Annotated in this window: 22 protein-coding genes; 11 read left to right on the top strand and 11 right to left on the bottom strand. The window is 75.0% G+C overall.

Annotated features, from left to right (window positions below; all coding sequences use genetic code 11):
- The first annotated feature begins 212 nt into the window (after nt 1-212).
- From ACF1ED_RS13930 to ACF1ED_RS13940, 3 genes are all read left to right on the top strand, one after another.
- Complete coding sequence (locus ACF1ED_RS13930) at nt 213-896, top strand: GNAT family N-acetyltransferase (protein ID WP_391759951.1); 684 nt, start codon at nt 213-215, stop codon at nt 894-896.
- A gap of 217 nt (nt 897-1113) precedes the next feature.
- Nucleotides 1114-2448, top strand: a complete 1335-nt coding sequence (locus ACF1ED_RS13935; protein ID WP_391759954.1) for a cation:proton antiporter — start codon at nt 1114-1116, stop codon at nt 2446-2448.
- Nucleotides 2449-2558: 110 nt separating this feature from the next.
- The gene (locus ACF1ED_RS13940; protein ID WP_391759956.1) at nt 2559-2984 is read left to right on the top strand and encodes a hypothetical protein; all 426 of its coding nucleotides are present in this window, start codon (nt 2559-2561) and stop codon (nt 2982-2984) included.
- A 39-nt stretch (nt 2985-3023) separates the two neighbouring features.
- Here ACF1ED_RS13940 and ACF1ED_RS13945 read toward each other — a convergent pair whose 3' ends face one another.
- A complete protein-coding gene (locus ACF1ED_RS13945) occupies nt 3024-3680 on the bottom strand; it encodes a GAP family protein (RefSeq protein WP_391759958.1) in 657 nt (218 codons plus the stop codon).
- A gap of 81 nt (nt 3681-3761) precedes the next feature.
- Nucleotides 3762-3980: a CsbD family protein gene (locus ACF1ED_RS13950; RefSeq protein WP_391759960.1), complete on the bottom strand. Its 219-nt coding sequence runs from the start codon at nt 3978-3980 to the stop codon at nt 3762-3764.
- A 144-nt stretch (nt 3981-4124) separates the two neighbouring features.
- Between ACF1ED_RS13950 and ACF1ED_RS13955 the strand changes: the two genes are divergently transcribed.
- Nucleotides 4125-5207: an enoyl-CoA hydratase/isomerase family protein gene (locus ACF1ED_RS13955; protein WP_391759962.1), complete on the top strand. Its 1083-nt coding sequence runs from the start codon at nt 4125-4127 to the stop codon at nt 5205-5207.
- Here ACF1ED_RS13955 and ACF1ED_RS13960 read toward each other — a convergent pair.
- Nucleotides 5167-5874, bottom strand: a complete 708-nt coding sequence (locus tag ACF1ED_RS13960; protein WP_391759964.1) for a lysophospholipid acyltransferase family protein — start codon at nt 5872-5874, stop codon at nt 5167-5169. The genes ACF1ED_RS13955 and ACF1ED_RS13960 overlap by 41 nt on opposite strands.
- Nucleotides 5875-6069: 195 nt before the next feature.
- Here ACF1ED_RS13960 and ACF1ED_RS13965 point away from each other — a divergent pair, with 195 nt between their 5' ends.
- On the top strand, nt 6070-6465 hold the full coding sequence (locus ACF1ED_RS13965; protein ID WP_391759966.1) for a hypothetical protein: 396 nt from the start codon (nt 6070-6072) through the stop codon (nt 6463-6465).
- Nucleotides 6466-6595: 130 nt separating this feature from the next.
- Entirely contained in the window at nt 6596-8899 is a 2304-nt protein-coding gene (gene secD / locus ACF1ED_RS13970; protein WP_391759968.1) for a protein translocase subunit SecD, read from the top strand.
- 20 nt (nt 8900-8919) lie between these two features.
- Here secD and ACF1ED_RS13975 read toward each other — a convergent pair whose 3' ends face one another.
- Nucleotides 8920-9285, bottom strand: coding sequence for a YrdB family protein (locus ACF1ED_RS13975; RefSeq protein WP_391759970.1), 366 nt, complete (start codon nt 9283-9285; stop codon nt 8920-8922).
- A 223-nt stretch (nt 9286-9508) separates the two neighbouring features.
- On the opposite strand from ACF1ED_RS13975, the gene ACF1ED_RS13980 reads away from it, so the two are divergent.
- Nucleotides 9509-10339 carry a hypothetical protein gene (locus ACF1ED_RS13980; protein ID WP_391759972.1) on the top strand — a complete coding sequence of 277 codons (831 nt, stop codon included), beginning with the start codon at nt 9509-9511 and terminating at the stop codon, nt 10337-10339.
- Between the two features lie 15 nt (nt 10340-10354).
- Here the strand turns inward: ACF1ED_RS13980 and ACF1ED_RS13985 are convergent, their stop codons facing one another.
- Both ACF1ED_RS13985 and ACF1ED_RS13990 read right to left on the bottom strand, forming a co-directional pair.
- Complete coding sequence (locus tag ACF1ED_RS13985; RefSeq protein WP_391759974.1) at nt 10355-12394, bottom strand: SpoIIE family protein phosphatase; 2040 nt, start codon at nt 12392-12394, stop codon at nt 10355-10357.
- A gap of 95 nt (nt 12395-12489) precedes the next feature.
- Entirely contained in the window at nt 12490-14061 is a 1572-nt protein-coding gene (locus ACF1ED_RS13990; RefSeq protein ID WP_391759976.1) for a phosphodiester glycosidase family protein, read from the bottom strand.
- A 133-nt stretch (nt 14062-14194) separates the two neighbouring features.
- Here ACF1ED_RS13990 and ACF1ED_RS13995 point away from each other — a divergent pair, with 133 nt between their 5' ends.
- Nucleotides 14195-14791 (top strand): HD domain-containing protein, encoded by a 597-nt coding sequence (locus ACF1ED_RS13995; protein ID WP_391759978.1) that lies wholly within the window; start codon nt 14195-14197, stop codon nt 14789-14791.
- A gap of 14 nt (nt 14792-14805) precedes the next feature.
- Here the strand turns inward: ACF1ED_RS13995 and ACF1ED_RS14000 are convergent, their stop codons facing one another.
- The gene (locus tag ACF1ED_RS14000; protein WP_391759980.1) at nt 14806-15471 is read right to left on the bottom strand and encodes a GPP34 family phosphoprotein; all 666 of its coding nucleotides are present in this window, start codon (nt 15469-15471) and stop codon (nt 14806-14808) included.
- Nucleotides 15472-15620: 149 nt separating this feature from the next.
- On the opposite strand from ACF1ED_RS14000, the gene ACF1ED_RS14005 reads away from it, so the two are divergent.
- Both ACF1ED_RS14005 and helR read left to right on the top strand, forming a co-directional pair.
- Nucleotides 15621-15950, top strand: coding sequence for a hypothetical protein (locus ACF1ED_RS14005; protein WP_391759982.1), 330 nt, complete (start codon nt 15621-15623; stop codon nt 15948-15950).
- 145 nt (nt 15951-16095) lie between these two features.
- The gene (gene helR / locus ACF1ED_RS14010) at nt 16096-18261 is read left to right on the top strand and encodes an RNA polymerase recycling motor ATPase HelR (protein WP_391759984.1); all 2166 of its coding nucleotides are present in this window, start codon (nt 16096-16098) and stop codon (nt 18259-18261) included.
- A 16-nt stretch (nt 18262-18277) separates the two neighbouring features.
- Here the strand turns inward: helR and ACF1ED_RS14015 are convergent, their stop codons facing one another.
- The 4 genes from ACF1ED_RS14015 to ACF1ED_RS14030 form a co-directional block, all read right to left on the bottom strand.
- Nucleotides 18278-19678, bottom strand: a complete 1401-nt coding sequence (locus ACF1ED_RS14015) for a GH1 family beta-glucosidase (RefSeq protein ID WP_391759986.1) — start codon at nt 19676-19678, stop codon at nt 18278-18280.
- A 65-nt stretch (nt 19679-19743) separates the two neighbouring features.
- Complete coding sequence (locus ACF1ED_RS14020) at nt 19744-20655, bottom strand: carbohydrate ABC transporter permease (protein WP_391759988.1); 912 nt, start codon at nt 20653-20655, stop codon at nt 19744-19746.
- Complete coding sequence (locus ACF1ED_RS14025; protein WP_391759990.1) at nt 20652-21599, bottom strand: carbohydrate ABC transporter permease; 948 nt, start codon at nt 21597-21599, stop codon at nt 20652-20654. The genes ACF1ED_RS14020 and ACF1ED_RS14025 overlap by 4 nt, the downstream gene beginning before the upstream one ends.
- A 164-nt stretch (nt 21600-21763) precedes the next feature.
- Nucleotides 21764-23068, bottom strand: coding sequence for an extracellular solute-binding protein (locus tag ACF1ED_RS14030; protein WP_391759992.1), 1305 nt, complete (start codon nt 23066-23068; stop codon nt 21764-21766).
- Between the two features lie 335 nt (nt 23069-23403).
- Between ACF1ED_RS14030 and ACF1ED_RS14035 the strand changes: the two genes are divergently transcribed.
- Nucleotides 23404-26202, top strand: a complete 2799-nt coding sequence (locus tag ACF1ED_RS14035) for a glycosyl hydrolase (protein WP_391759994.1) — start codon at nt 23404-23406, stop codon at nt 26200-26202.

Raw genomic sequence — 26202 nt, forward strand, 5'->3', positions numbered from 1 at the left:
CACCCGCCCGTGGATCCGGGTTCTCCCGGGGTTCTGTTCTCAGAGCTGTTGTGGCTGCATACTGTTCCTCCTCGCACCCGGTGACGAACCGTTTTGCCTGCTCATCCGACGTCTTTCGACGTGATTCGGCACCCGGCGAGATTCCCCCCTTCACTTCCGGCGCACAGCGTCGTGACGGAAGTGACCCCTGCCCGTGAAAGACCCGAGGTTCCGTGCCAGTACCTGTTCTCCTGACCGGGCGCGCCGTGCGCCTGGAGCCGCTGGCGATGCGGCACGCCGAAGCCCTTGCGCGGGCCGGCGAGGCGGACCGATCGGCCTATGCCTTCACTCCCGTGCCGAACGGCCTGGAATCCGCACTCGACTACATCGCCCGCGCCCTGGCCGAACAGGCCGCCGGGCGCAGTCTGCCCTTCGCCCTCGTCAGTACCGCCGACGACCGGGTGATCGGCTCCACCCGCTTCCTGGAACTCGACTACTGGCGGGGGCCGCTCGTCTGGCCCCCGGCCCCCGGCCGGCCCCACGGGGATCCGCTCACCGCGACCCCCGACGCCGCCGAGATCGGGAACACCTGGATCTCGGGCGACGCCCGGGGCACCGGCATCAACACCGAGGCGAAGCTGCTCATGCTCCGCCACGCCTTCGAAACCTGGGGCGTCCGCCGGATCACCCTCCGCGCCGACGCCCGCAACACCCGCTCGCGCGTCGCCATCGAACGCCTCGGCGCCACCTGCGAGGGCATCCGCCGGGCGCACTCGCGCGGCCTCGACGGCGCCGTCCGGGACACGGCCTTCTACTCGATCCTCGACGAGGAGTGGCCCACCGTCCGGGACATCATCGAGCTGCGCCTGAGCGCCCCCCGCCGGAGCCGGGTCCTCCAGGACCTCCTCCCGGCCTGAACCACCCGGCGCCGCCTGACCTGCGGGCGGCGCCCCGGGGTGGTTCCATGGAAGTGACGGGAAGGACTCCGTGTGAGGACACGGAGTAGCGGTCCCCGAGGGCCGCGCACCGTGCAATCAGGATCCGCGAGAAGCGGGTGAGTCCTTCCCGCCCCTCCTCCGGTTCCTCCGGCCTCCCCGTCGGCGACGACGCGGGGCGGGCGAGGGAGGCGGTCCCATGAGCGGTGGCGCGTGGACGGTGCTGGCCGTGGCGGGCGTCACCGCCGCGTACGCCCTCGGCTCGCGGCGCCTGGCGTCCACACCCGTCTCGTCCGCGCTCGTGTTCACCGGCTGCGGCGTCCTCCTCGGCCCCGCCGCGCTCGGCGTGATCGACCTCGACGAGGCGGGACCGGTCACGGCCCTGCTGGAGGCGGCCCTGGCACTGGTGCTGTTCACCGACGCCATGACCGTCCGCCGCCGCGACCTCGCCCGGGGCGGCTTCCTGCCCCGGCGCCTGCTCGGCATCGGACTCCTGCTGAGCATCGCGGCCGGCTGGCTGCTGGCCTGGCCGCTGCTGCCCGGACTCACCGTCTGGGAACTGGCGCTGGTCGGCGTCGTCCTGGCACCCACCGACGCCGCCCTGGGCAAGACGGCCATCTCCGACCCGCGCGTCCCGCCGCTGGTCCGGCAGGGCCTGAACGTGGAAAGCGGCCTCAACGACGGCATGGTGCTGCCGTTCTTCGTCGTCCTGCTCGCCGCCGTCCCCGGCACCTCGTACGCCGCCGAGGGCGTGGCCGGCACCTTCTGGCGCTCCCTGCTGCTGAGCACCGTCCTCGGCCTGCTCGTCGGCGCCGCCGCCGGCCGGCTGCTCCAGGCGGCCCGCGCCCGCGGCTGGATCACCCGGGAGTGGCGGCACGTCTACGTCCTCGCCGTCGCCGCCGCCTCCTACGAACTGGCCGTCGTCGTCGACGGCAGCGGCTTCATCGCCGCCTGGGTCGCCGGGTTCGCCTTCGGCCACGCCCTCCGCAACATCCCGGCGGGCCCGCCGGAGCCCACCGCGGCGGCCCCGGGCGAGCACCGGGACACGACCCCCGAGCTCGCCGAGGACCTCGGCGGCCTCCTCGCCTCGGTCAGCCTGCTCCTCTTCGGCGCCCTTCTGCTCGGCCCCGCCCTGGAGCACCTCACCTGGCGGATCGTGCTCTACGCCCTGCTCAGCCTGACCGTCGTCCGGCTCGTCCCCGTCGCCCTCTCCCTGCTCGGCAGCGGTCTGCGCGCCCCGACGGTCCTCTACGTCGGCTGGTTCGGGCCACGCGGCCTCGCCTCGGTCGTCCTCGGACTCCTCGTGGCGGAGGAGCACGTCGCCGGCACCGAGCTGATCGGCCGCGTCATCTCCGTCACCGTCGCGTTCAGCGTCCTCCTGCACGGCGCCTCCGCCCCGGCGCTCGCGGGGGCCTACGGCGCCTGGTACCGCCGGGCCGCCGCGGCCTCCCGCAGCGGTCTCAGGGAGTCCGGCGAGGCCCCCGGGGGCGGCGGCCGGCGCCGCCTGGGACACCTCGGCGGCCCCACCCCCTGACCCCGCCGCACCCCGCCCCCCCGCGCGCCTTCCGGCCGCCGGGACGACCATGGAGGCAAGCGCGGGTGCCGGGCGGGTCCGGACCCGCCCGAGCGAGAGCGGGGTCCGTCATGGCCGCCACGCACACCCCCCACCGGACGCACGGCACGAGCCAGCTCTGGGCGGGAGGACTGACCGTCTTCGCCGCCGTCATGCTGGGCATCACCGGCCTCGTCGGCGTCTTCAGGGGCATCATGGCGATCGCGGAGGACGAGGTGTTCCTCACGACGCCCGACTACGTCTTCCAGTGGGACCTGACCGGATGGGGCTGGATCCACCTCGTCGTCGGAGCCGTGGCCCTCGTCGTGAGCTTCGGCCTGTACAGGGTGTCGACGTGGGCGCGGGTGGCCGGCGTGGCCCTCGCCGCCCTCGTCATCGTCGCCAACTTCCTGTCCCTGCCCTACTACCCGGCCTGGTCGATCCTGATGATCGCCATGTCCGGCTTCGTCATCTGGGCCCTGTGCGTCGTGAGGCCCGACGACACCACCGCGCGCTGAACGGCCCGGAACCCCCCCGAGGAGCCCGCCGCCCCGCGCCTACGCCAGCTGGTAGAGACTGCGGCTCACCAGCCACAGCCCCAGCAGCAGGCAGACGCCGATGACGGCGGGCTCCTTGTGGCGCCGCAGCCATCCGTGCAGGCCCATCAGGGCCCTTCCGGACGGCTCGGGCGCGAACACCATGGACAGCTCCATCGTCAGCAGACTGGACGTCGCCACCAGACAGAAGCCCGCCAGGGCCACGACGGAGGCCGTCTCGGAGAGATCGGCCTGGACGACGGTGGCTGCCGCGGCGCCGACCATCCCCCACGGCTGGAGGAGCACGGCGAGGGCCGCCGCGGACCAGAGCGAGGCGCCCTGACGCGCGGACGCCGGCGTCTCCTCCGGCCGCTTCGCCCCCGCGGCGCCCCGCTGGACCCGCAGCCACCGGCGCACTCCGTACACGACCAGGCCGGCGCCGATGACCAGCGTGATCCAGAGCGCGGCGACGGACGGCGGGGAGCGCGGCGCCGGCGGCTCGCCCCCGGTGAGGAGGAGCACCAGCGTGATCACCAGCACCAGGCACGCCACCCAGGCCAGGATGAAGACCAGCCCCTTGCGCACGCCGCGCGGCGAGGCCAGCACCAGCGCGAAGGCCATGACGGGCAGCGGGAACAAGGTCACCGCCAGCCCGATCAGCAACAGGTCAAGCGTCATCGTGGCACCACCCGTCCCCGCTCGCCGGCCGTCCCCTGCCCGGCCCCGGACACATACCCGCGTTCCCGCGCACGGCGGCCGTCAGGAGCGGTGCCGGCCGAGCGAGTCCCTGACGCCACGGGCGCGTTCACGCAGGCTCCTCACCGCCGCGCGCGCCTTCGCCCTCGCCTGGTCGGTCCTGCCCTCGGCCTCCAGCCGCTCGTCGCCGGTCAGTCTCCCGGCGAACTCCTTGGCCCGGCCCCTGGCCCTCTCGACCTCGTGCCTGGCCTTCTCCCTGGCCCTGTCGACGCCGCCGCTCATGCCCGCCGTCCCTCCGTGAGACCGACCCCGTCCTCCACGCTAGGCCGGAGCCGCCCCCCGCGCCCGTCGGCCCCTGACCAGGGGGCCGGGCACCCCGCCCGGTAGCGTGGGCGGCGACACAGTGCCGTGCCAGGGAAGGACCGAGTGATCGCCGTGCCCGCCGAGAACCACGCCGGGGCCACCACCGCCCCGGACACGGACGTCCTGCGCCGCACCGAGGGCCGGGCCGGGTTCCTCACCCTCGACCGGCCCCGCGCCATCAACGCCCTCACCCACCCCATGGTCCGCGCCCTCGACGCCGCGCTCACCGCCTGGGAGCACGACCCGGCCGTCACCACCGTCGTCCTGCGCGGCGCGGGGGAGCGGGGGCTGTGCGCCGGCGGTGACATCCGCGCCATCCACGACGACGCCCGCGCCGGCGGCACCGCCACCGCCGCCTTCTGGCGCGACGAGTACCGCCTCAACGCCCGGATCGCCCGCTACCCCAAGCCGTACGTCGCCTTCATGGACGGCATCGTCATGGGCGGCGGCGTCGGGGTCTCCGCCCACGGCTCCGTCCGCGTCGTCACCGAACGCTCCCGGATCGCCATGCCCGAGACCGGCATCGGCTTCGTCCCCGACGTCGGCGGCACCTGGCTCCTAGGCCGCGCCCCCGGCGAACTCGGCACCCACCTCGCCCTCACCGGCGGCCAGATCGGCGCCGCCGACGCGCTCCTCGCCGGCCTCGCCGACCACCACGTCCCCGCCGCCGCGCTCGACGCCCTCGCCGACGACCTCACCCGCCTCCCCGCCGACGAGGCCCTGGCCCGGCACGCCGCCCCGCCCGCCCCCGGCGTCCTCGCCGAGCAGCGCGCATGGATCGACGCCTGCTACGCCGCCCCCACCGTCGAGGAGATCGTCGACCGGCTCTTCGACACCGGCGTCCCCGCCGCCAAGGAGACCGCCACCACGCTCCTCGCCAAGTCGCCGACCGCCCTCAAGGCCACCCTCACCGTGCTGCGCGCGGCCCGCGCCCTCGACAGCCTCGAAGCCGTCCTCGACCTGGAGTACCGCGCCTCCTGCGCCGCCCTCACCAGCCACGACCTCGTCGAGGGCATCCGCGCCCAGGTCGTCGACAAGGACCGGAACCCGCGGTGGGAACCGGCGGCCCTCGCCGCCGTCACCGACGCCGACGTGGCCCGCTACCTCACGCCCCCGCCCGGCGGCGACCTCGGCCTCGCCGGCTGACCGGCTCCGCCCCGGCGGCCGGCTCGCCCAGCGCCAGGGCCGCCGTCCGCCACGCCTCCGTGACGGCCCCGTGCGCCAGCGCCGTCGCGGCCGGCACGTCCTCCGGCAGCCGCAGCGGCGCCCCGATGTGCACGTGCAGGCACGGGCGCCGCAGCGGGGCCGTCAGCACCCCCGCGATCTGCTTCGCCGTCCCGCCCGAGGTGATCCGCCGCGCCCCCGCCTGCCCGACCGGCACGACGGGCGCCCCCGTCGCCCCCGCGAGCCGCGCCAGACCGGTGCGGAACTCCTCCGGCGGCGCCTCCGAGGACTCCCGGCGCGGCGGGATCCGCCCCTCCGCGTAGAGCATCACCGGCCGCCCCGAGGCGAGCGCCACCGCCGCCCGGTCGAGCGCGGCCGAGGCGTGCGCGGTTCTCCGGTGCACGGGCACGTACCCGTCCCGCGTCAGCGCCCGCCCGAGCCCCGGCACCCGCCACAGGCCGGCCGCCGCGAGCAGCACCGGCTCCACGGCCAGCCGCCGCCGCAGCGCGGCGAGCACCAGCGCCGGGTCGGCGAGCGAGGTGTGGTTGACGACGATGATGGTGCCCGGTTCGATCCGGGCACCGGGATCCGCGGTCACGGTCAGCCGCCCGAAGAGCGGCACGAGACGCGAGGCGAGACGACTGAGCACGGGCGGACCCTCCACCTTCGGGGAACCTGGACGACGACGGCCCGCCCATCGTCGGCCGGAGCCACCGCCTCCGGCATGGGCGCCCGTACTCACCCGGTACTCAATCCGCCCGCCCCGCCCACCTGGTGCGCCGCTCCGGCCGCCGCCCGTCTAGGCTGGCCCGACGCGGTGTCACGACGGAGACGGGGGTGGACGGTGCACGTCACGCGGCCGGTCCCCGTCCGCGCGCTCGCGCGGCTCCTCCCGGTGCTGCTCTACGCGCTCTGCGCCTTCCTCGTGACGCCCGCCCCCGGTACCGCCGTCGCGCAGACGGCCGGCCCCGCACAGCCGGCCGCCGTCGCGGAGCGGGCGCCGGCGCACTCCGCGCCCGGCACCCACGCCTCGGCCATCGAGGCCGCCGAACTGCCCGCCGTCGTCGAGCAGTCCGTACGCCTCTCCGCGCCACCCGTGGCGCCCCCGGCCGTACGGACCGCGGACACCGCGCCCGTACCCGGACGCGTGGCGGGGGACCCGCGCCGCGAGCGCGCGCCGCCCGGCCTCCCGTACCACCCCAGGACCCCCCGCGGTCCACCCTCCACCCGGCACAGCTGACGCCGTTCCACCGCGCCGCCGTCCGGGCCCCCGGCATGCCCGCAACCCGGCCACGCGCGCGTACCCCAGCCGTTCCGGCACGGACCGCCCGCCCCGTCGCGCGCGTCCGCGCACCGCCCGTGGAGGACCCATGCCCCCGTCCGTCGTGCTCCGGCGCGCGCTCCTCGCGCTCGCCGTCGTCGCACTCGCCCTCTGGACCGCCCTCACCACCTCGCCCCGCCTCGGACTCGACCTCCGGGGCGGCACCCGGATCGTCCTGGAGACCCAGGACGCCCCCGGGCTCCGCGCCGACGCGGAGGCCACCGACCGCGCCCTCGAAGTGCTCCGCAAGCGGGTCGACGGCCTCGGCGTGGCCGAACCGTCGCTCGCCCGCTCCGGCGAGAACCGGATCGTCGTCGAACTCCCCGGCCTGCGCGACCCGCGCGAGGCCGCCGAGGTCATCGGCCGCACCGCCCAGCTCACCGTCCACGCCGTCACCGGCACCGCCGCGAAGGCGTCCCCCGGCCCCGCCGCCGACGGCACCCGCACCCTCGCCGACCCCGACGCCGCCCCCGGCGGCTTCCTCACCCTCGCCGCGCCCGCCCTCACCGGTGACGGGGTGAAGAGCGCCGACGCCGTCCTCGACACCACGAGCGGGCGCGGCTGGACCGTCGACCTCGCCTTCCGCGACGGCGCCGCCGCCGACTGGGCCCGCCTCACCGGCGCCGCCGCCTGCGCCCCGGCCGGCGACCACGCCCGGCGCGTCGCGATCGTCCTCGACGACCGGATCGTCTCCGCCCCCGCCATGCAGGCCGGAGTGCCCTGCGGCAGCGGCATCGCCGGCGGCGCCACCCAGATCACCGGTGGCTTCTCCGCGGCGGAGGCCCGCGACCTCGCCGCGCTCGTCGAGGGCGGCGCGCTGCCCGTCCCCGTCACCACCGTGGAGCAGAGCACCGTCGGTCCGACCCTCGGCGCCGAGGCCATCCGCGCCAGCGCGCTGGCCGCCGTCATCGGCCTCGCCTGCACGGGCCTCTTCGTCATCGCCGTCTACCGGCTCCTCGGCCTCCTCGCCACGATCGCCCTGCTCCTGTACGGACTGATCTCCTACGCGGCCGTCGTCGCGCTCGGTGCCACCCTCACCCTCCCCGGCCTGGCCGGCTTCGTCCTCGCGGTCGGCATCGCCGTCGACGCCAACGTCCTCGTCTTCGAACGGGCCAGGGAGGAGTACGCGGCCCTCGGCCGCGCCGCCGTCACCCGCGACCCGCGCCGCCCGCTCGCCGCCGCCTTCGGCAAGGCGTGGAGCGCCGTCGCCGACTCGAACGTCACCACGCTCCTCGCCGCCGGCCTCCTCTTCGCCTTCGCGACCGGCCCCGTGAAGGGCTTCGGCGTGACCCTCGCCATCGGCGTCCTCGCCTCGATGGTCACCGCCATGGTGATCACCCGGCTGCTCGCCGACGCGGTCCTCGCCCTGCCCGCCGTGCGCCGCAGGCCCGCGCTCACCGGCATGGCGGGCCCCGGCCGGCTGCGGACCCGGCTGAACCGCCGCGCACCCCGGCTGATGGCCCGCCGGCGCCGCTGGTTCACCGTCAGCGCCGCGCTGCTGCTGCTCGCGCTGGCCGGGATCGGCGTGCGGGGCGTGCAGCTGGGCGTCGAGTTCACCGGCGGCCGGGACGTCCGGTACACCGCGGCGAGCCCGGTGGACGCCGACGCGGCCCGCGCCGCGGTCGCCGCGGCCGGCTTCCCCGACGCCGTCGTCCAGACCACCGGCGACGGCGGCCGGGACGTCACCGTCCGGGTGGGGGAGACCGGCGACGCCGCCCACGCCCGCATCACCGGGGCGCTCACGGAGGCGGCGGGCCCCGTCACGGTCGAACGCGACGACCTCGTCGGCCCCAGTCTGGGCGGTGAACTCCGCACCCACGCCCTCCTCGCGCTCGGCCTCGCCGTCGCCGCCCAGCTGGTCTACCTCTCGGTCCGCTTCCGCTGGACGTACGCGGCGGCGGCCGTCGCCGCGATGGCCCAGGACGTGCTGCTCGTCGTCGGCCTCTTCGCCTGGCTCGGCAAGCCGGTGGACAGCGTCTTCCTGGCCGCGCTGCTGACCGTCGTCGGCTACTCGGTCAACGACTCGGTCGTCGTCCTGGACCGCCTGCGGGAACTGCGCCGCACCGGCTCCCGCCTCCCGCTCGCGGACCTCGCCGACCGGGCGGTCGCCCAGACCCTGCCGCGCACGGTCAACACGGGCATGGGCGCCCTCTTCGTCCTCGCCGCCCTGGCCGTCCTCGGCGGCGACACCCTCACGGACTTCTCCGTGGCGCTCCTGGCGGGCGTGGTCGTGGGCATGGCCTCCACGGTCTTCACCGCGCTCCCCCTCACGGTCACCCTGGAGACCCGCACCCCGCCCCCGGCCGCCCCGGTGAAGCCCCGGGCGGCCAACCCCACGGGCGCCGTCGTCTGAAACCCCGGCCGGGGCCCGGACTACCGGACGTCCAGGCCCCGGCCGGCCCGTCGGCTCACCGTCACCACCGCCGTGTCCACGGCGGCCACGACGGCGAACACCACCGCCGCCGTCCCGTGCCCCAGCCCGGCCAGGGCCAGCGCCGCCGCCCCGAAGACCAGCGCCTTCACCACCAGGACGCCGGCCACGGGGACCCGGAACCGCGCCCTGGGCGCCGCGAACAGCCCCCACACCGTCGCCGCCGCGCCCGGCACCGCCACGGCCAGCGGCAGCCGCAGCGCCACCGGGTCGACGGCGCTCCACCCCCACCACGCGAGGAACCCGAGCGCCGCCAACTCCAGCACGAACGCCAGCAGGTCGCCGAACACGCCGACCGCACCCTTCACAGCCCCGCCCCTTTCGCCGCCGGTTCCCCCCACGGGGCACCGGGACCGCACCGGCCCCACGGATACGGGCCGGACGCCGGGATCGTAGTCGCCGCCGCTCGTGCCCCGGTCCACGGCGGGGGCCCGGGCGGGTGGGCCGAAGGGGCGGTCCGGGTGACTCGGGGTGGGTTGGGTCGTTGCACGCCACAGACGATCACACGGCGAAGACACGGAGGTGGTTTCCGTGAGCGTTCAGCAGGTCACGGCGGTGGGGACCCTGGTGCTCGACAACCCGGAGGACGTACGGGACGCGGCGGCGGCACTCGCCGGGGGACGGGCCGTCGCGCACGGCTTCGGCAACCTCTACGCGCTGACCTTCCGCCCCGACCGGGAGACCGTCGAGCGGGTCAACCGGCTGAGGGGCCGCCCGGCCGGGCGGCCCGCGAGCCTGACCACCGTCCCCGAGCGCGTCCCGGCCGCGTTCGACTGGACCCGCCTCCCGGACGGCGTGCCCTGGCAGCAGGTCAGGTCCCTGACGGACGAGCTGCTCGGCCTCGGGCCGATCGGCCTGCGCGGTCCGGCGGCCGGCCGGGTCCCGGCCGCGCTCGTCGGCGACGACGGCGGCGACCCCACGGTGCAGGTCGTCGTGCCCGGCACCCGCTGCCCCTCGCACGCCTTCCTCGGCGCGGCGCTCGGCCTCACCGGCGGCGACTTCCTGGCCGTCGCCCCCGTGAACCGCTCCCGCCGCCCCACCGACCACGAGCCCCCGCACTGGCGGGCCGAGGGCCTCGCCGACGAGTTCGGTGCCGAGCCCGGCGTCCGGATCCTGGCCCACGGCGACGAGGACGCCGCCCGCCGGCGCCATCCCTTCCACCGGCCGACGTCCGTCAGCGTCCTGTCCTTCCACCGCACCGCCGGCCACACCCGCTCCGGCCTGCCCGCGCTCGTCCTGGAACGGCAGGGATCGCTCTCCGCCGACCACATCCGCGCCGTCGCCGCCAACCACGGCTTCGGGCTCGTCCTGGCCCCGCGGGCCGCCACCCCGCTCACCTCCCGGTCGTACGCCCTCGCCTGACCCGGCGGGGCCGGCTCAGGCCGGGGGACCGGACCCGTCCAGCGCGATCTCCGCCCACACCGTCTTGCCCTCCGCCTCGTAGCGGACGCCCCACGCGTCCGCGAGCGTCGAGCAGATGTGCAGGCCGCGGCCGCCCTCGTCGCCCGCCTTGGCGTGCCGCAGGTGCGGGGCGGTGGCCGCGCCGTCGCGGACCTCCAGGGTGAGGGTGGACTCGCCCCGCAGCGCCCGGAGGGCGACCGGCGGGGCGCCGTGCCGGACCGCGTTGGTGACCAGTTCGCTGACGATCAGTTCGACGGTGAGCGGGTCCGCCCCGACGGCCCACTCCCGGACGCGCTCCTCCGCCGCGTGGCGCACCGGCGCCACCGCGGACAGCTCGGCCGGTACGTCCCACTCGGCGACGTCCGTGACCGGGATCCGCAGGGTGCGGGCCACCAGGAGGACCCGTTCGGGCCCGAGCAGGGCCGCCAGGTCGTCGGCCATGGAGTGCGGGCCGCGGCCGGGGGCGGCCAGCGCCGCCGCCACCCGGGCCCGCGACGGGCCCCCGTCGGCACGCGCCGAGGAGGCCAGGCAGAGGGTGGTGCCCTCCGGCAGGACGTGCGAGGAGCAGGCGAACGGCGGACCGTCACCGCCCAGCAGCGGACCCTCCTCCACCAGGTCCGTGTCGAGGGTGCCGTCCGGCCGGACGGCCGCGCACAGCGAGGCGCCGGCGCGGGCGAGCTCCAGCCGCCCGGTCACCGGGTCGTGCACGGCGATCGTGCAGCTCGCGGCCGGCTCGTCGGCGTCGTGTGCCGGCGCCTGCTCCCGGGCGAGGCGCTGGGTCACCGTGTGCAGCCGGGCCAGCAGTTCGTGCGGGGCCAGGTCGAGCGTCGTCAGGCTGTGGACGGCCGTCCGCAGCCGGCCCATCGTCGCCACCGCGCTCAGCCCCGGCCGCTCCACCTGCCCGACCACCAGCGCCACCCGCGCGCCCGGCAGCGGGATGACGTCGAACCAGGATCCCGCCCCCGTACCGCCCGGCCGGTGCCGCTGGGCGAGCTCGACGGCGTGCCGGGTCTCGCCCTCGGGGCGCAGCGGCCAGGACTGGAGGGCCGTCATCACGATGTGCTCGCGGGTGAAGCGGAGCGCGTTCTCCAGGCAGGTCGCGGTGTGCGCGGTGATCCCCTCGACCAGCGCGAGATCGTCCCCGGTGTACGCGTCGGCCCCGGGCGGCCTGCGGAAGGCCACGGCCCCGAGGAGCTGCCCGCGGACCGAGAGCGGCGCGACCAGCCGCACCTCCCCGTCCTCCGGCACGAGTTCCGGACCCTCGGGCAGCCGCTCGCCGAACAGCCCGGGCAGCAGCACCGCCCCGGCCTCCGGCAGCGGCCCGTCCGCGCGGGCGGTCCCGGAGCCGCCCACGGCGGCGCACCGCAGCAGCGGCGTCTCGCCCGCGCGCCGCAGCTCCGGCGGCTTGCCGCGCAGCACCGCGTCGGTCAGCGCGACCACCACCGAGCCGGCGAAGCCGGGCACGGTCACCTCGACCAGCTCCCGGGCGGTCCGCTCCACGTCCAGGGTCCGCCCGATCCGCTCGCGGGCCTCGTACAGCAGTCCGAGCCGCTGCTGGGCCCGGACGCGGTCGGTGACGTCCGTGACGGTGGCGACCAGCCCGATGGCCGGCCGCTCCGCGCCCTGCGGACCCGGGTGGCGCAGCGGGTAGACGGACACCGAGTAGACGCGCTCGTGGCCCTCCGCGTGCGGCGGGCGGCCCGGCACGAGGACGTCCCGGAGCGGTGGCCCGCCGTCGAGGACGTCGCGGAGCACGTCCTCCTCCACCTCGACGCCGAAGACCCGGTACGCCTCCACCGCCGGCCGCCCGAGCACGTCCTCCTCCGCGACGCCCCGCGTGGCGAGCACCGCGCCGGTGACCCGGACCAGCCGCAGGTCCCGGTCGAGGACGTGCAGACCGACCGAGGCCTGCCGGAACACGGTGTCGAGGACGGCGCGGTCGAGGACGGACGCCGCCACGCCGCGTGCGGGCGCGTCCCCCTCCGCGGCGGACGGGGGCGGGACGTCCTCGAACATGTGCACCTGCCTGCGGTCGACACCGGGTCCAGGCCCAGTCTCGCCGCTCCGGGTGGCCTCCGCCTGTCGCGACGCGGCTCACCGGCGGGCGCGGCTCACCGGGGGAGCAGGAGCAGACCGGTGCCGAGGGAGCGTTCGCCGGCGGCGTCCGAGGGCCGGTTGACGACGCCGGCGGCCGTCGCGAGGACGCTGGAGCCGCCGCCGTCGAGGTTGAGCGCCTCGCGGGCGCCCAGCGCGCGCATCAGACGGGCGGCGCCGTCGATGCTCAGGCCCTCGCTGACGCCGGGGCGGCGCCCGTCGGCGACGACCAGCAGCAGCCGGCCCTCGGCGTCCCGGCCGATCATGGACCGGGGGTTGGCGCGCACCGTCCAGTCGTAGGTGAAGGACTGGTCGGCGCCCTCGCGGACGATGCCGTCGGCCACCGCGTTCACCGCGACCCGGCCCGCGCGGACCAGGGACGGGCCCACCTGGAGGATCGTCGTGTCCGGCCCGAGCGCGACCGGGCGGCCGGCGCCGTCGCGGACCCGCTCGTCGAAGGCCAGGGTCGCGCCGACCCGCGCGGTGCGCAGCAGCCAGGCGGCGCTGTCGCCGATGGCCTGGAGCGTCGAGCCGCCGGGCGGGACGGCGGCGCCGCGCGTGGAGCGGACGGCCGTCACCCGGCCCCGGTCGTCGAGCACGGCCTCGGCGCCGGGGCCGGCCGGGGGAGCGCCCCACTCGGGGGTGAAGCGGACGAGCTCGTCGGGGTCGGTGCACTTGAGGTCGTGCTGGGGGTGCTCCGTCGGCAGGTCGCCGCCGACCCCGCCGCAGTTCCAGACCTCGCCGGGGAGCCGGTTGACCCCGTCGACCTCCGCGGTCTCGCCGCCGGCCGTCACCGTCACCCGGGCCGTGAACGTGTCGACGGCGAAGGACCGCCCGCCGCCCTCCAGCCGGATGCCGGCCCGGCCCTGGGTGGCGGAGCCGAGGAGCTCGCCGTCCTTGACGTACAGGCCGCCGGGCGCGCTGTTGTAGAACCACTGGCCGTTGATCCCGGCGACGGCGCCGGTGGCGCCGATGAGGTCGGTCAGCTTCTCGGTGCCCTTGAGGGTGGCGCCGTGCTCCGCCTCCAGCCGGCCGCCGAAGGCGGCGAGGTCGATCCGGAGGACGTGCACGCGCTGCGGGGCGTCGTCGTCCGTGCCGTCCTGCGCCGTGTAGCGGGTGCGGACGGCGAACCCGGCGGCCTTGAGCCGGCCGGCGAGGGCGGTGGCCCCGGCCTCGTCCGCGAAGCGGCCGGTCCGCACCGTCCAGCCGAGCACCCCCGCCCGCCGGTCCGCGTACGCCGGAGTGGTCACCCGCTCCACGCGCGGCGTGAAGCCGGCCGCGCGCAGCGCGTGGGCGACCCGCAGAGCGGTGCCGTGCGGCCCGAGGGCGAGCGTCGCCCCGGCCGTGGCACCGTCGGGGCGCTGGGGGAGGTTCACCTGGACGGTCCAGACGTCGTCGGCGTCCCGCTGTCCGTACGTGAGGGTGGTGAGCGTCACGCCCGGGGCCGGCGTGCCGGTGACGCGGGTGGCTCCGTGGAAGGCGTCGCGCGTCGAGGCCGCGGGGCCGTCGGGGCGGGCCTGTGCGAGGGGCACCGAACCGGCCGACAGGATCACCGCGGCCGCCAGGAGGAGGAGGGGCCTGCGCTGCATGGGAGTCCTTCCCGAGAGGGAACTGCCTGGCTACCGAGGGAACATGCCGTCAGTTACCGTACGGTGACGCGGAGTTCGACTGCGATGGCAGCGCGGGGGAAGGTTCGGTTCCCCTCCTCGCTATCCTTCCGGTGTGGAGATCCCCTCATATGACGAAATCCGGGCGCTGCACCGGAAGCACGCCCCCAGTGACGCCGCCTTCGAACTCGTCTTCACCCACTGCGAGATCGTCGCCGCCATCGCCGACCAGCTGCTCTCCCGCTCCGGGCGGGGCGCCGACGCGGACCTGGTCCGGGCCGGCTGCCTGCTCCACGACATCGGCGTCTACCGGCTGTACGACTCCGCCGGCCGCGTCGACGGCGCCTCCTACGTGACCCACGGCGTCCTCGGACACCGCCTGCTCGCGGAGGAGGGCCTGCCCGAGACCCTCTGCCGCTTCTGCTCCTGCCACACCGGCGTCGGCCTCACCCGGGAGGACGTCCTCGCGCAGGGCCTGCCCCTGCCGCCCGCCGACTACGTGCCCGTCACGCCGGAGGAGCGCATGGTCATGTACGCCGACAAGTTCCACAGCAAGAGCACCCCGCCGCGGTTCGTCTCCCCGGACAGCTTCGAGGCGCGCATCGGCCGCTTCGGCCAGGAGAAGGTCACCGTCTTCCAGGGCCTGCGCCACCTGTACGGCGACCCCGAACTCGACGCCCTGGCCGCCGCGTACGGGCACGCGGTGACCTGAACGGCCGTCCGGTGTCAACCGGTGGCCGCGACGATCGTGGCCACCGTCACGGCGGCCATCACCGCCCCCATGTCGCGGATCGCCTCCCGCACGCCCTCGCCGGCCCACTGGCCCTCCGCCGCCTTCTCCATCCGCGCGGCGACCTCCTTGCGGGGCTCACCGGGGAACGCGAGCCGGTGCAGCCCCGCCCCGTGCACCAGGGCGATCAGCCCGGCCGTCCGCTCGTCCGGGTCGGCGCCGTCCAGGACCACGGCCCGCAGCCGCTCCCGCAGCTCCCGCTCGGCCGAGCCGTCGGCCTCCGGATAGCGCCGGACCGGGAACACCCCGAGGACCCGGCGCCGCTCCTCCACCACCAGGCCCCGCTCGCACAGCCGCGCGACCGTCGCGGTCGGTGCCTCCGCCTGGTCCTTCGTCAGCCACTCCGTCACCTTCGGCGCCCTGCCCCGCCGACCGGTCCAGGCCGCGATCAGCGCCAGCCGCCCGTCGAGCAGCGGCTCCCCGGTGGGGCTCTCGTCCGTCACGGTCAGCCGTCCGCCGGACACCGACACCCGCCCCGCGAGGACCAGGTCCAGCAGGATCCCGCCCGCGACCGCCCAGGACGCCGACCGCCGCTCCCTCGCCTCCCCGGAACCGTCGTCCAGGGACAACAGCGCGAGCTCCTCGGCGAGCGTGATCGTCATCGGCTTCCTTCCCGGTGGGGGCGGCCGCAGCGTGATCACGCGGCCTCGCCCGGGAGGACGGTCCGAGGGCCCGTCCGGTTCCCCCCGGAAGGGGTCCGTCCGGAGCCGGCCGGCGAGCCGTTGTCAGTGACGGCTGCCACCCTGGGGCCATGGACAGGCACGAGGGGAGCCCCGGGGACGGGGGAAAGGACGGCGGCATGGGCGGGGACCGTGACGAGGAGCTGCTGAGGGGCCGGGTCTACGGCCAGGACCATGACGACCCCAGGCCGGGGCCGCGCCCCGGCCGCGCCTACGCGGAGCTGGTCGGCGGCCCCCTCGACGGACTGCTGCTCGACGTCACCGGCTGGACCGGCGAGCAGATACGCGCCGGCGCCGTCCTGGAGACGGAGCTGAGCCGCTACGGATCGGGGGGAAAGGCCGTGTACGGTCCACGGGAAGGCGACCCGGCGCGCTTCGACTGGACCGGCGACACCCGCTGAGAGGCGCGGGAGCCGGGAGAGACGGCGGGAATCCTGCCGCCAGTCTCAAGGTATAGCGCAAGGGGGGCCTTGCGGCAAGGCCCCCCTCATGCCGCACAATCGCAGGCCGAACCCCATGACCTGCTGAAACGAGAGATTCATCCACGTGCGCAACCCCCTCCGCGACCGCAGCCCCTTCGAGCTTCCCGACCGTCTCGCCGCCAAGGCCGACCCGGCGCTGATCGCCGACGACGAGAAGCACTTCGCGGCCGTCGCGGAGAGCCTCGAACAGGCCGTGGCCGAACTCTCCGACCGGCTCGACGCCGTGCTCCGCGAACCCGGCGGCGCCGGCCGCGAGGCCATGGAGCGCGACCTGGAGGTCCACCGCCTCTCCGGCAGGCTGCGCGCCCTGCGCCGCTTCGGCCTGGACCTCTGCCTCGGACGGATCGTCTCCGCCGACGGCGCCGAACCCCTCTACATCGGACGCCTCGGCCTCACCGACAGCGACGGCAACCGGCTGCTCGTCGACTGGCGCTCACCCGCCGCCGAGCCCTTCTTCGCCGCCACCCACGCCCACTCCATGGGCCTGGCCAGCCGCCGCCGCTACCGCTGGAACGGCGGCCGGATCACCGACTACTGGGACGAGGTCTTCACCGAGGGCGGCCTCGACGAGCACGCGGCCCTCGACGACCAGTCGGCCTTCATCGCCAGCCTCGGCACCAACCGCTCGGAGCGGATGCGCGACGTCCTCTCCACCATCCAGGCCGACCAGGACGCCATCGTCCGCGCCGGCTCGCGCGGCGCCCTCGTCGTCGACGGCGGCCCCGGCACGGGCAAGACCGTCGTCGCCCTCCACCGCGCCGCCTACCTCCTCTACTCCGACCCCCGCCTCGGGCACCGCCGCGGCGGCGTCCTCTTCGTCGGACCCCACCAGCCCTACCTCGCGTACGTCTCCGACGTGCTGCCCAGCCTCGGCGAGGAGGGCGTGCGCACCTGCACCGTCCGCGACCTCGTCCCCGAAGGCGCCTCCGTCCGTCCCGAGAAGGACCCCGAGGTCGCCCGCCTCAAGTCCTCCGGCGCACTGGTCAGGGGCATCGAGAAGGCCGTCCGCTTCTACGAGGAGCCGCCGGCCGGAACCACTTCCGTCCGCACCGACTGGGGCGACCTGACGGTCACCGCCGAGGACTGGGCCGAGGTCTTCGACGCGCCCGGCCCCAGCACCCCGCACAACGAGGCCCGCGAACTGATCTGGGAGGAGCTCGTCGCCCTCCTTAGGGAGAAGGCGGGCGACGAGGTCCCGGAGGTCCTCTTCGAGCGCGCCCTGCGGCACGACCGCGAGCTGGTCGGCACCCTCGACCGGGCCTGGCCCATGCTGGAGCCCACCGACCTCGTCGGCGACCTGTGGACCGTCCCCGCCTATCTGCGCCTCTGCGCGCCCTGGCTCGACCGGGACGAGGTGCGCGCCCTCCAGCGGGCCGACGCCCAGGCCTGGACCGAGTCCGACCTGCCGTTCCTCGACGCGGCCCGGCAGCGTCTCGGCGACCCCCGCTCCAGCGCCCGCAAGCGCCGCGAGAAGGCGACCCTGGCCGCCCGCAAGGAGCGGATGGCCGGCGTCATCGACAACATCGTGCGGGGCGACGACGACGGCGAGGGCGCCGTCACCATGCTCCTCGGCAAGGACCTCCAGGACAGCCTCGTCGACGACGGCGGCCTGCCCACCGCCGCCGGCGACCCGCTGGCCGGTCCCTTCGCCCACGTCGTCGTCGACGAGGCCCAGGAACTCACCGACGCCGAATGGCAGATGCTGCTCTCCCGCTGCCCCTCGCGCAGCTTCACCATCGTCGGCGACCGCGCCCAGGCCCGCCACGGCTTCACCGAGACCTGGCGGGAGCGCCTGGAGCGGGTCGGCCTCGACCGCGTCGAGATGGCCTCGCTCAGCATCAACTACCGCACTCCGGAAGAGGTCATGACCGAGGCCGAGCCGGTCATCCGCACCGCGCTCCCGGACGCCAACGTGCCGACCTCGGTCCGCGCCTCCGGCGTCCCCGTCCACCACGGCACCACGGCCGGTCTCGACGCCCTCCTCGACGCCTGGAGCGCCGAGCACGCCGACGGCGTCGCCTGTGTCATCGCCGCCGAGGGACGCCTGCCCGCGCTGGGCGACCGCCCCCGGGTCAGGGCCCTCACGCCGAGCCTCTCCAAGGGCCTGGAGTTCGACCTCGTCGTCCTCCTCGACCCGCAGGAGTACGGCGAGGGCATCGAGGGCGCGGTCGACCGCTACGTGGCGATGACCCGCGCCACCCAGCGCCTCGCCGTCCTCACCACCCCCTGACCGGCGGGCCGGACGCTCAGGACGGCAGCCCGCCCCGCGCGATCACCTCCGCGTACCAGCGGGCACTGTCCTTGGGCGTCCGCCGCTGGCTCGCGAAGTCCACGTGCACGATCCCGAACCGCTTGCTGTACCCGAAGGCCCACTCGAAGTTGTCCAGGAGCGACCACAGGAAGTAGCCCCGCACGTCCGCGCCGTCCTCGATGGCCCGTCGCACCGCCGCCAGATGCCCGTGCAGATACGCGACCCGCTCCGGGTCGCGCACCTGCCCGGACGGGTCCGCGTAGTCGTCGTAGGCGGCGCCGTTCTCGGTGATCACCAGCGGGACGCCGGGCAGCTCGTCGCGCAGCCGGGCCAGCAGCTCGTACAGCCCGTCCGCGTCCACCGGCCAGTCCATCGCCGTCCGGGGCCCCGGCGCCGGCAGGAAGCGCACGTGCCGCTCCGCCCCCGCCCACGGCGACGGCGACTCCGAGGACCCCGCGGCGACCACCGTGGGGGAGTAGTAGTTCAGCCCGAGCGAGTCGATCGGCGCCGCGATCGCGGCCAGGTCCCCGTCCCGTACGAACCCCCAGTCCGTCACCCGGGCCGTGTCCTCCACCAGGTCCTCCGGCAGCCGGCCCCGGAACACCGGGTCCAGGAAGATCCGGTTCGCCACCGCGTCGATCCGGCGCGCCGCGTCCCGGTCCTCCGCCGACTCCGTCAGCGCCCGCACCACGTGCAGGTTGAGCGTCAGTGACACCTCCGACCCGGCCGGCAGCCCCTCCCGCAGCGCTCCGACCGCCAGGCCGTGCGCCAGGTTCAGGTGGTGCGCCGCCCGCAGCGCGTCCGCGTCGGAGGTCCGGCCCGGGGCGTGCACACCGTTGCCGTACCCGAGGAAGGCGGCGCACCACGGCTCGTTCAGCGTGGTCCAGGTCGCGACCCGGTCGCCGAGGCCCCCGGCCACGATTCCGGCGTACTCGGCGAACCGCTCGGCCGTCTCCCGGCGCGGCCAGCCGCCCGCGTCCTCCAGCTCCTGCGGCAGGTCCCAGTGGTAGAGGGTGGCCACCGGCCGGATGCCCGCCTCGCGCAGCTCGTCGCAGAGCCGCCGGTAGAAGTCCAGGCCCTTCTGCAGGGCGGGCCCGCGCCCGGTCGGCTGGACGCGGGGCCACGCCACCGAGAACCGGTAGTCCGTCACGCCCAGTTCGCGCATGAGGGCCACGTCCTCACGGACCCGGTGGTAGTGGTCGGCGGCGATGTCGCCGGTGTCGCCGTTGCGGACCTTGCCCGGCGTCCGGCTGAAGGTGTCCCAGATGGACGGCGTCCGGCCGTCCTCCGTGGCCGCGCCCTCGATCTGGTACGCGGCGGTGGCGGTGCCCCACCGGAAGCCCTCCGGGAAGCGGAGCGTCGCGGAGGACTCGGGGCGTGCGTCGACAGCGGTCATGAGGGGGCAACTCCAGGAAGAGGGGAGGAAGAGGAAGGGAAAGGAAGGGGGGAAGGGGGCGGGGCTCAGCCCTTGACCGCGCCCTGCATGATGCCGCCGACGATCTGGCGGCCGAGCAGGCCGAAGACCAGCAGCACGGGCAGCGTGCCCAGCAGGGTGCCCGCCATGATCACGGACTGGTCGTGGACGTAGCCGCCGCCGAGCTGGCGGAGCGCCACCTGGACCGTCGGCTCCTGCGAGGAGAGCGCCACGATCGGCCAGAAGAAGTCGTTCCACGCGGCCATGAAGGTGAGCAGGCCGAGGACGGCCATGCCGGGGCGGGCGATCGGCACCACGATCGACCAGAAGATCCGGGCGGTGGAAGCGCCGTCCACCCGGGCCGCCTCGATCAGTTCGTCGGGCAGCGACTGGACCAGGTACTGGCGCATGAAGAAGACCCCGAAGGCGGAGACCAGACCGGGCAGGATCACCGACTGGAGCTGGTTCACCCACTGGAGCTCGGCGATCAGCATGAAGAGCGGGATGACGCCGAGCTGCGGCGGGATCATCATCGTCCCGATCGTGATCGCCAGCAGCGCGCCCCGGCCGCGGAAGCGGAGCTTGGCGAAGGCGAAACCGGCGAGCGTGCAGCACAGGACCGTGCCCACGGTGATCGAGCCGGACACGATCAGCGAGTTGAGCAGCGCCTTGCCGATGTCGGCCTCGGCGAGGACCGCCTCGAAGTTGCGGATCAGGTGCGGGCCCGGCACCAGCGAGGGCGGCACCTGGGCCAGGTCGGCGTTGGTGCGGCTGGCCGCGACGATCGTCCAGTAGAAGGGGAAGGCCGAGACGAGCACGGCCAGGATCAGCACGGCGTACGCGAGCGGGCCGGCCTTCAGGGTCCGTCCGGCGCCCGACCGGCGGCGGCGGACGGACGGCCGCGGGTCGGCCGGGGCGGGCGGCGCGGGCGGTGCGGGCGGGTCGGCGAGCGCGGTCATCGGCCGGCCTCCTTGCGGGAACGGCGGCGCGCGATCAGGGCGTTGACCCCGACCAGCACCAGGATCAGCAGGAACATCACCCAGGCGATCGCGGCGGCCCGGCCCAGGTGGAAGAAGCCCCAGCCCTGTTCGTACATGTACAGGCCGAGGGTCTGGTACTGGTGCGAGATGCCGCCCGACATGGAGCCCTCGAAGAGCAGCGGCTCGCCGAAGAGCTGGGTCGCGCCGATCGTCGAGACCACGACCGTGAAGAGGATCGTGGGGCGCAGCCCCGGCAGCGTCACGTGGAAGAACTGCCGCCAGCGCGAGGCGCCGTCCATCTCGGCCGCCTCGTACAGCTCGGAGGGGATGGACTGCATGCCGGCGAGGTAGATGAGCGCGTTGTAGCCGGTCCACCGCCAGACCACGATCGTGGAGACCGCGATCTGGGAGCTGAGGGTGCCCGACTGCCAGTCGACCGGCCCGACGCCGACGAGGCCGAGCACGTAGTTGAAGAGCCCGAAGTCGCGGCCGAAGAGCTGGGCGAAGACGAGGGTCGCGGCGGCGACCGAGGTGGCGTACGGCAGCAGCATCGCCGTCCGCAGGAAGGTCCGGCCGCGCAGCCGGTGGTTGAGCAGGTGCGCCAGGGCGAGCGCCATCACCAGCTGCGGCACGGTCGACAGCACGCCGATGGTGAAGGTGTTGCGCAGCGCGGTCCAGAAGAACTCGTCGCCGAGGAGGGCGGTGTAGTTGCCGAGCCCGCGCCACTCCATGGCTCCGGGGTCCTGGAGCTCGACCCGGTGGAGGGAGACGTACGCCGTGTAGATCAGCGGGAAGAGCCCGAAGGCGGCGAAGAGGGTGAAGAACGGGGCGACGTACGTGTACGGCGACACCGCCTGCCACGCCCGCCGGAGGACCGGCTGGCGGGGGGCGGTGACGGCTTTCGCCGGTGCGGTGAGGGTCACGGTGCGGCCCTTCGGGAGGTGGTCACGGGGAGGGGAGCGCGGGGGAGGGGCGCGGGGAGGGCCGGGGCGGGGGGAGCCGCCCCGGCCGGGCCGGGGGGCCGGTCGCGCGGGGCGACCGGCCGGGGCGCCGCGGGGGCGCGGGCCGGGGGTGTTGGCCGTGGCTGTCAGCCGAGGGTGTTCGCGACGCCCTTCTTGGCGTTCTCCCAGGCCTTCTCGGGGGCGAGGCCCTTGCGCTCGACCTCGCTCAGCGCGTTGGTGATCTGCTGGTTGATGTTCTGGTCGTGCACGCCGAGGACCTGCACCGGGGCCGCCTTGGCCGCGTCGCCGAAGATCTGGCCGATGGGCGCGCCGGAGAAGTACGGGTCCGTGGTGCCCGCGACCTCGGCGATGGCGCCGGTCGAGGAGGGGAAGTTGCCCTGCTTGGCGAAGATCTTGGCCTGCTGCTCGGGGGCGGTGAGCCACTTGATCAGCTCGTACGCCTCCTTCTTGTTCTTCGCGGCCTTGGGCACGGCGAGGTAGGAGCCGCCCCAGTTGCCGGCGCCGCCGGGCAGCTTGGCGATGTCCCACTTGCCCTTGCCGGTCTCGCCGGCCTGGCCCTTGATGTAGCCGAGCATCCAGGCGGGGCAGGGGATGGTGGCGAAGGAGCCGGCGGCGAACGCCTGGTTCCACTGCGGGGACCACTGGTCGAGCTTGGCGCTGAGGTCGGCCCCGGCGGCCTTGACGGAGGTCTCCCAGGCGGTCTTCAGGGCGGGGTTGGTCTCCCAGATCAGGGCGCCGGAGGCGTCGTAGTAGCGCTCCTTCTCCTGCCCGATCATGATCGAGAAGAGGCTGCCGACGCTGTCCAGCCAGGCGCTCTTGGCCGGGGCCTTGGCCTTGTACTGCTTGCCGAGCTCCAGGTAGCCGTCCCAGGTGGACCACTTCTGGGCCAGCTCGGCGCGGTCGGTGGGGAGTCCGGCCTGCTTGAAGAGGTCGGTGCGGTAGCACATCGCCTCGGGGCCGACGTCGGTGCCGAGGCCGAGGACCTCGCCGCCCTTGCCGGTGGCGGCGGCCCACTTGGCGTCGGCGAACTGGCCCTTGAGGCCGTCGGCGCCGTACTTTCTCAGGTCCTCGAAGCGGTCGGCCTGCTGCTGGGTGACGGAGGCGATCCGGCCGACCTCGATGCCCTGCACGTCGGCGAGGCCGCCGCCGCCGGCGAGCCGGGTCTGGAGCGACTTCCAGTAGTCGGCCTCGTCCTCGGTGTCGGTCTGCTTGATGGTGACGTTCGGGTGGAGCTTCTCGTACTCGGCGTAGAGCCCGGCCTCCTTGTAGCCGAAGGAGCCGAAGAGGTCGACGGTCACCGTGACCTTGCCGCCCGGCTTCTCGGAGGCGGTGTCGGAGGCACCGGATCCGCAGGCGGCGAGCAGGGAACCGGCGAGCGCGACCGCTCCGAGGCGGAGTGCGGCCTGGGTGGCGGCTCGGGTGAGGGGCATGAACGGGCTCCCTTGGCATCGGGGCGGGTCGGGGGAGGTGGGGCGGGCGCCGCCGGGTCTTCCCGGGGCGCCCCGAGAACGCTTGAGAGCGCTCTCAAGAACGGTCTGGAGCGTGCCCCGACTCTCCCGCTCCCGTCAAGACTCGAAGGCGTAACGGCTCGGAATCGAAGCCTTCCTGCGAAACCCGCGCCCCAACTCCGCTTCGTGTCGCTTCTCTTGACGGCCAGGTTTCGAGAGTTTTACGTTGCGCACTGCTGAGAGCGCTCTCAAGAACCGTCAACCCGACGGACGAACCCCCACGAACCCCCCTCCTCCGAGCCAACGAGGTGCTGTACGTGTCAGCTCCCCGCTCCCGACCGGCCGCGTCGCTGGTCCTCGTCTCCGCCCTGGCCGCCGCCGGTCTCGTACCGGCCGCCGCCGGCCCCGCCTCCGCCGCCACCGTCCCCGTGGGCGCGGGCGGCTACTCCGACACCCGCCCCGCGGGAACCTCGGGCCCCACCACCAACACCGGCGCCCCCGTCACCCCCAAGGTCACCGCCGCCGCCAAGGACCGCCCCGTCCCCACCAACGACTGGTGGTCCTCGCTCGCCTTCCAGCGCTACGGCGACAACCCGTACTCGACCCCCATGTACGGACACCCGCTCACCTACCAGGCCGTCGCCGGCGGCCTGGAGATCGGCTACCCCACGACCCCGGCGATCGTCGGCGACGGGCGCCAGTACGAGTTCCCCCACAAGGCCGACCTCACCCTCGGCCTCACCGGCCTCAACTCGCCCGACACCAAGGCGGACGACTGGTCCGACTGGACCGTCACCCCCCTCTGGTCCGACGGCGCCCGCACCCTGCGCACCACCATCGGCCACGGCCTGCCCTTCGTGTACGCCAAGGGCAGCGGCGGCGACGCCCGGATCACCACCGCCTCCACGCCCACCGTCTTCGCCGACCAGGGCAACGTCCTCGGCATCACCGTCGCCGGGCACCACTACGCCCTCTTCTCGCCGAGCGGCACCGACTGGAACGTCTCCGGCACCACGGTGACCGCCGGCCTCGGCGGCAAGGACTACTTCTCCGTCGCCGTCCTGCCCTCCACCGACGCGCTGGCCGCCTTCCGCAAGTACGCCTTCAGCTTCGTCACCGGCTCCCGCGTCGCCTGGTCCTCCTCCGGCGGCAAGGCCAACGCCACCTACACCCTCACCACCGAGGCGAAGGAGGGCACCGAGACCGGCACCCTCCAGGCCCTCTACCGCCACCAGTGGCTGAACTCCACCGACCCGCTCACGCCGTACACCTACGTCTCGCCGCGCGGCACGATGAAGGTGCGCGAGGGCCGCTCCTTCACCACCAGCCGCAAGCAGGCCGCCGTCCTGCCCGCCCTGCCCGCCACCGGCGCCGTCGACCAGGCCCGGCTGCGCGCCTACCTGAACGAGGTGGTGAACTCCGCCGACCCGTTCTCCGGCGCCACCGACACCTACTGGACCGGCAAGGCCCTCGGGAAGCTCGCCCAGCTGGTGCCGCTCGCCGAACAGCTCGGCGACACCGCCCTGCGCGACCGGCTCCTCGGCCTGCTCAAGGGACGGCTCCAGGACTGGTTCACCGCGGGCGGCGCGAACGAGTTCTCGTACGACCGCACCTGGAAGACCCTGACCGGCTACCCGGCCTCCTACGGCAGCGACACCGAGCTCAACGACCACCACTTCCACTACGGCTACTACGTGTACGCCGCCGCGATCGTCGCCCAGTACGACCAGGCGTGGGCCGCCGACTCCGCCTGGGGCGGCATGGTGAAGACCCTGGTCCGCGACGTCGCCAACCCCAGCCGCACGGACTCGGCCTTCCCCTTCCTGCGCGGCTTCGACGTCTACGCCGGACACAGCTGGGCCTCCGGCCACTCCGGCTTCGCGGCCGGCAACAACCAGGAGTCCTCCTCCGAGTCCACCAACCTCAGCGCCGCCCTCGTCCTGTGGGGCTCCGCCACCGGCGACGCCTCCCTGCGCGACCTCGGCGGCTACCTCCTCGCCACCGAGTCCGACGCCATCGGCCAGTACTGGTTCGACGCCGACCAGCAGGTCTTCCCCGGCTCCTTCGGACACGACACCGTCGGCATGGTCTGGGGCAGCGGCGGCGCCTACTCGACCTGGTGGACCGCCAACCCGGAGGAGATCCACGGCATCAACACCCTCCCGGTGACCTCGGGGAACGCGCTGCACATGGGCGCCTACCCGGGCGCGATCCGGCGCAACCTGGCCGAGATGGAGCGGGAGAACGGCGGTCCGGCCGTCGAATGGCGCGACATCCTCTGGGAGTTCGAGTCGCTCGCCGAACCGGCGCGCGCCAAGGCGAGGTTCGACGCCGTCGGCGGTAACTACACCCCCGAGGCGGGCGAGACCCGCGCCCACACCTACCACTGGCTGACCGGCCTGGACGCGCTCGGCGCCCCCGACGCGACCGTCACGGGCTCGATCCCGACCTCGGCCGTCTTCCTCAAGGGCACCGAGCGCACCTACGCCGCCCACAACTACGGCTCCGCGCCCGTCACCGTCACCTTCTCCGACGGCAAGTCCCTCTCCGTACCGGCCCGTTCCACCGCCACCGGCAAGGGCACCGGCACGATCCCCTGCGGCCAGCCCGGCGGACCCGCCTGCCCCGAGCCGGGCACCGGCGACACCTTCCGCCTCGCCTCCGGGGGCAAGCTGACCACCGCCACCGACACCACCGCCGGCAGCGACACCATCGCCTCCGCCGGCGGCACCAACCACGACGGCACCCCCTACCAGCCGCTCGTCTACGAGGCGCGGAACGTCACCGGCACCCTCACCCCGGGCGCCGCCACCGCCTTCCGCCTCGCCGTGGACGCCGGCACCGCCGTCGGCCTCGGCCAGCAGGCCCGCGTCAGCTACGACCTGACCGGCGACGGCACCTTCGAACGGACCGAGACCTACCACTACTTCGCCACCGACCCGGTGACCGGCTGGGAGCGCTACGACCAGACCCGCGGCCTGAAGTCCGCCACCGGCACCCTCGGAGACCTGCGCGGCGGCACCGTCCGCGTGGAGCTGTGGAGCGCCATCGGCAACGGCCCGGCCAAGGTCAGGACGGGGACGGCGGACTCCGTCGTGGTCATCCCCTTCGGCTGA

This window comes from Streptomyces sp. NPDC014656 (assembly GCF_043084305.1).
GTDB lineage: Bacteria > Actinomycetota > Actinomycetes > Streptomycetales > Streptomycetaceae > Streptomyces.

What these genes read in the sequence shown, in the direction of transcription:
- ACF1ED_RS13935 (WP_391759954.1), top strand. Translation starts at nt 1,114, where the DNA reads ATGAGCGGTGGCGCGTGGACGGTGCTGGCCGTGGCGGGCGTCACCGCC.
- ACF1ED_RS13940 (WP_391759956.1), top strand. Translation starts at nt 2,559, where the DNA reads ATGGCCGCCACGCACACCCCCCACCGGACGCACGGCACGAGCCAGCTC.
- ACF1ED_RS13945 (WP_391759958.1), bottom strand. Translation starts at nt 3,680, where the DNA reads ATGACGCTTGACCTGTTGCTGATCGGGCTGGCGGTGACCTTGTTCCCG.
- ACF1ED_RS13950 (WP_391759960.1), bottom strand. Translation starts at nt 3,980, where the DNA reads ATGAGCGGCGGCGTCGACAGGGCCAGGGAGAAGGCCAGGCACGAGGTC.
- secD (WP_391759968.1), top strand. Translation starts at nt 6,596, where the DNA reads ATGCCCCCGTCCGTCGTGCTCCGGCGCGCGCTCCTCGCGCTCGCCGTC.
- ACF1ED_RS13985 (WP_391759974.1), bottom strand. Translation starts at nt 12,394, where the DNA reads ATGTTCGAGGACGTCCCGCCCCCGTCCGCCGCGGAGGGGGACGCGCCC.
- ACF1ED_RS13990 (WP_391759976.1), bottom strand. Translation starts at nt 14,061, where the DNA reads ATGCAGCGCAGGCCCCTCCTCCTCCTGGCGGCCGCGGTGATCCTGTCG.
- ACF1ED_RS14000 (WP_391759980.1), bottom strand. Translation starts at nt 15,471, where the DNA reads ATGACGATCACGCTCGCCGAGGAGCTCGCGCTGTTGTCCCTGGACGAC.
- ACF1ED_RS14005 (WP_391759982.1), top strand. Translation starts at nt 15,621, where the DNA reads ATGGACAGGCACGAGGGGAGCCCCGGGGACGGGGGAAAGGACGGCGGC.
- ACF1ED_RS14015 (WP_391759986.1), bottom strand. Translation starts at nt 19,678, where the DNA reads ATGACCGCTGTCGACGCACGCCCCGAGTCCTCCGCGACGCTCCGCTTC.
- ACF1ED_RS14020 (WP_391759988.1), bottom strand. Translation starts at nt 20,655, where the DNA reads ATGACCGCGCTCGCCGACCCGCCCGCACCGCCCGCGCCGCCCGCCCCG.
- ACF1ED_RS14030 (WP_391759992.1), bottom strand. Translation starts at nt 23,068, where the DNA reads ATGCCCCTCACCCGAGCCGCCACCCAGGCCGCACTCCGCCTCGGAGCG.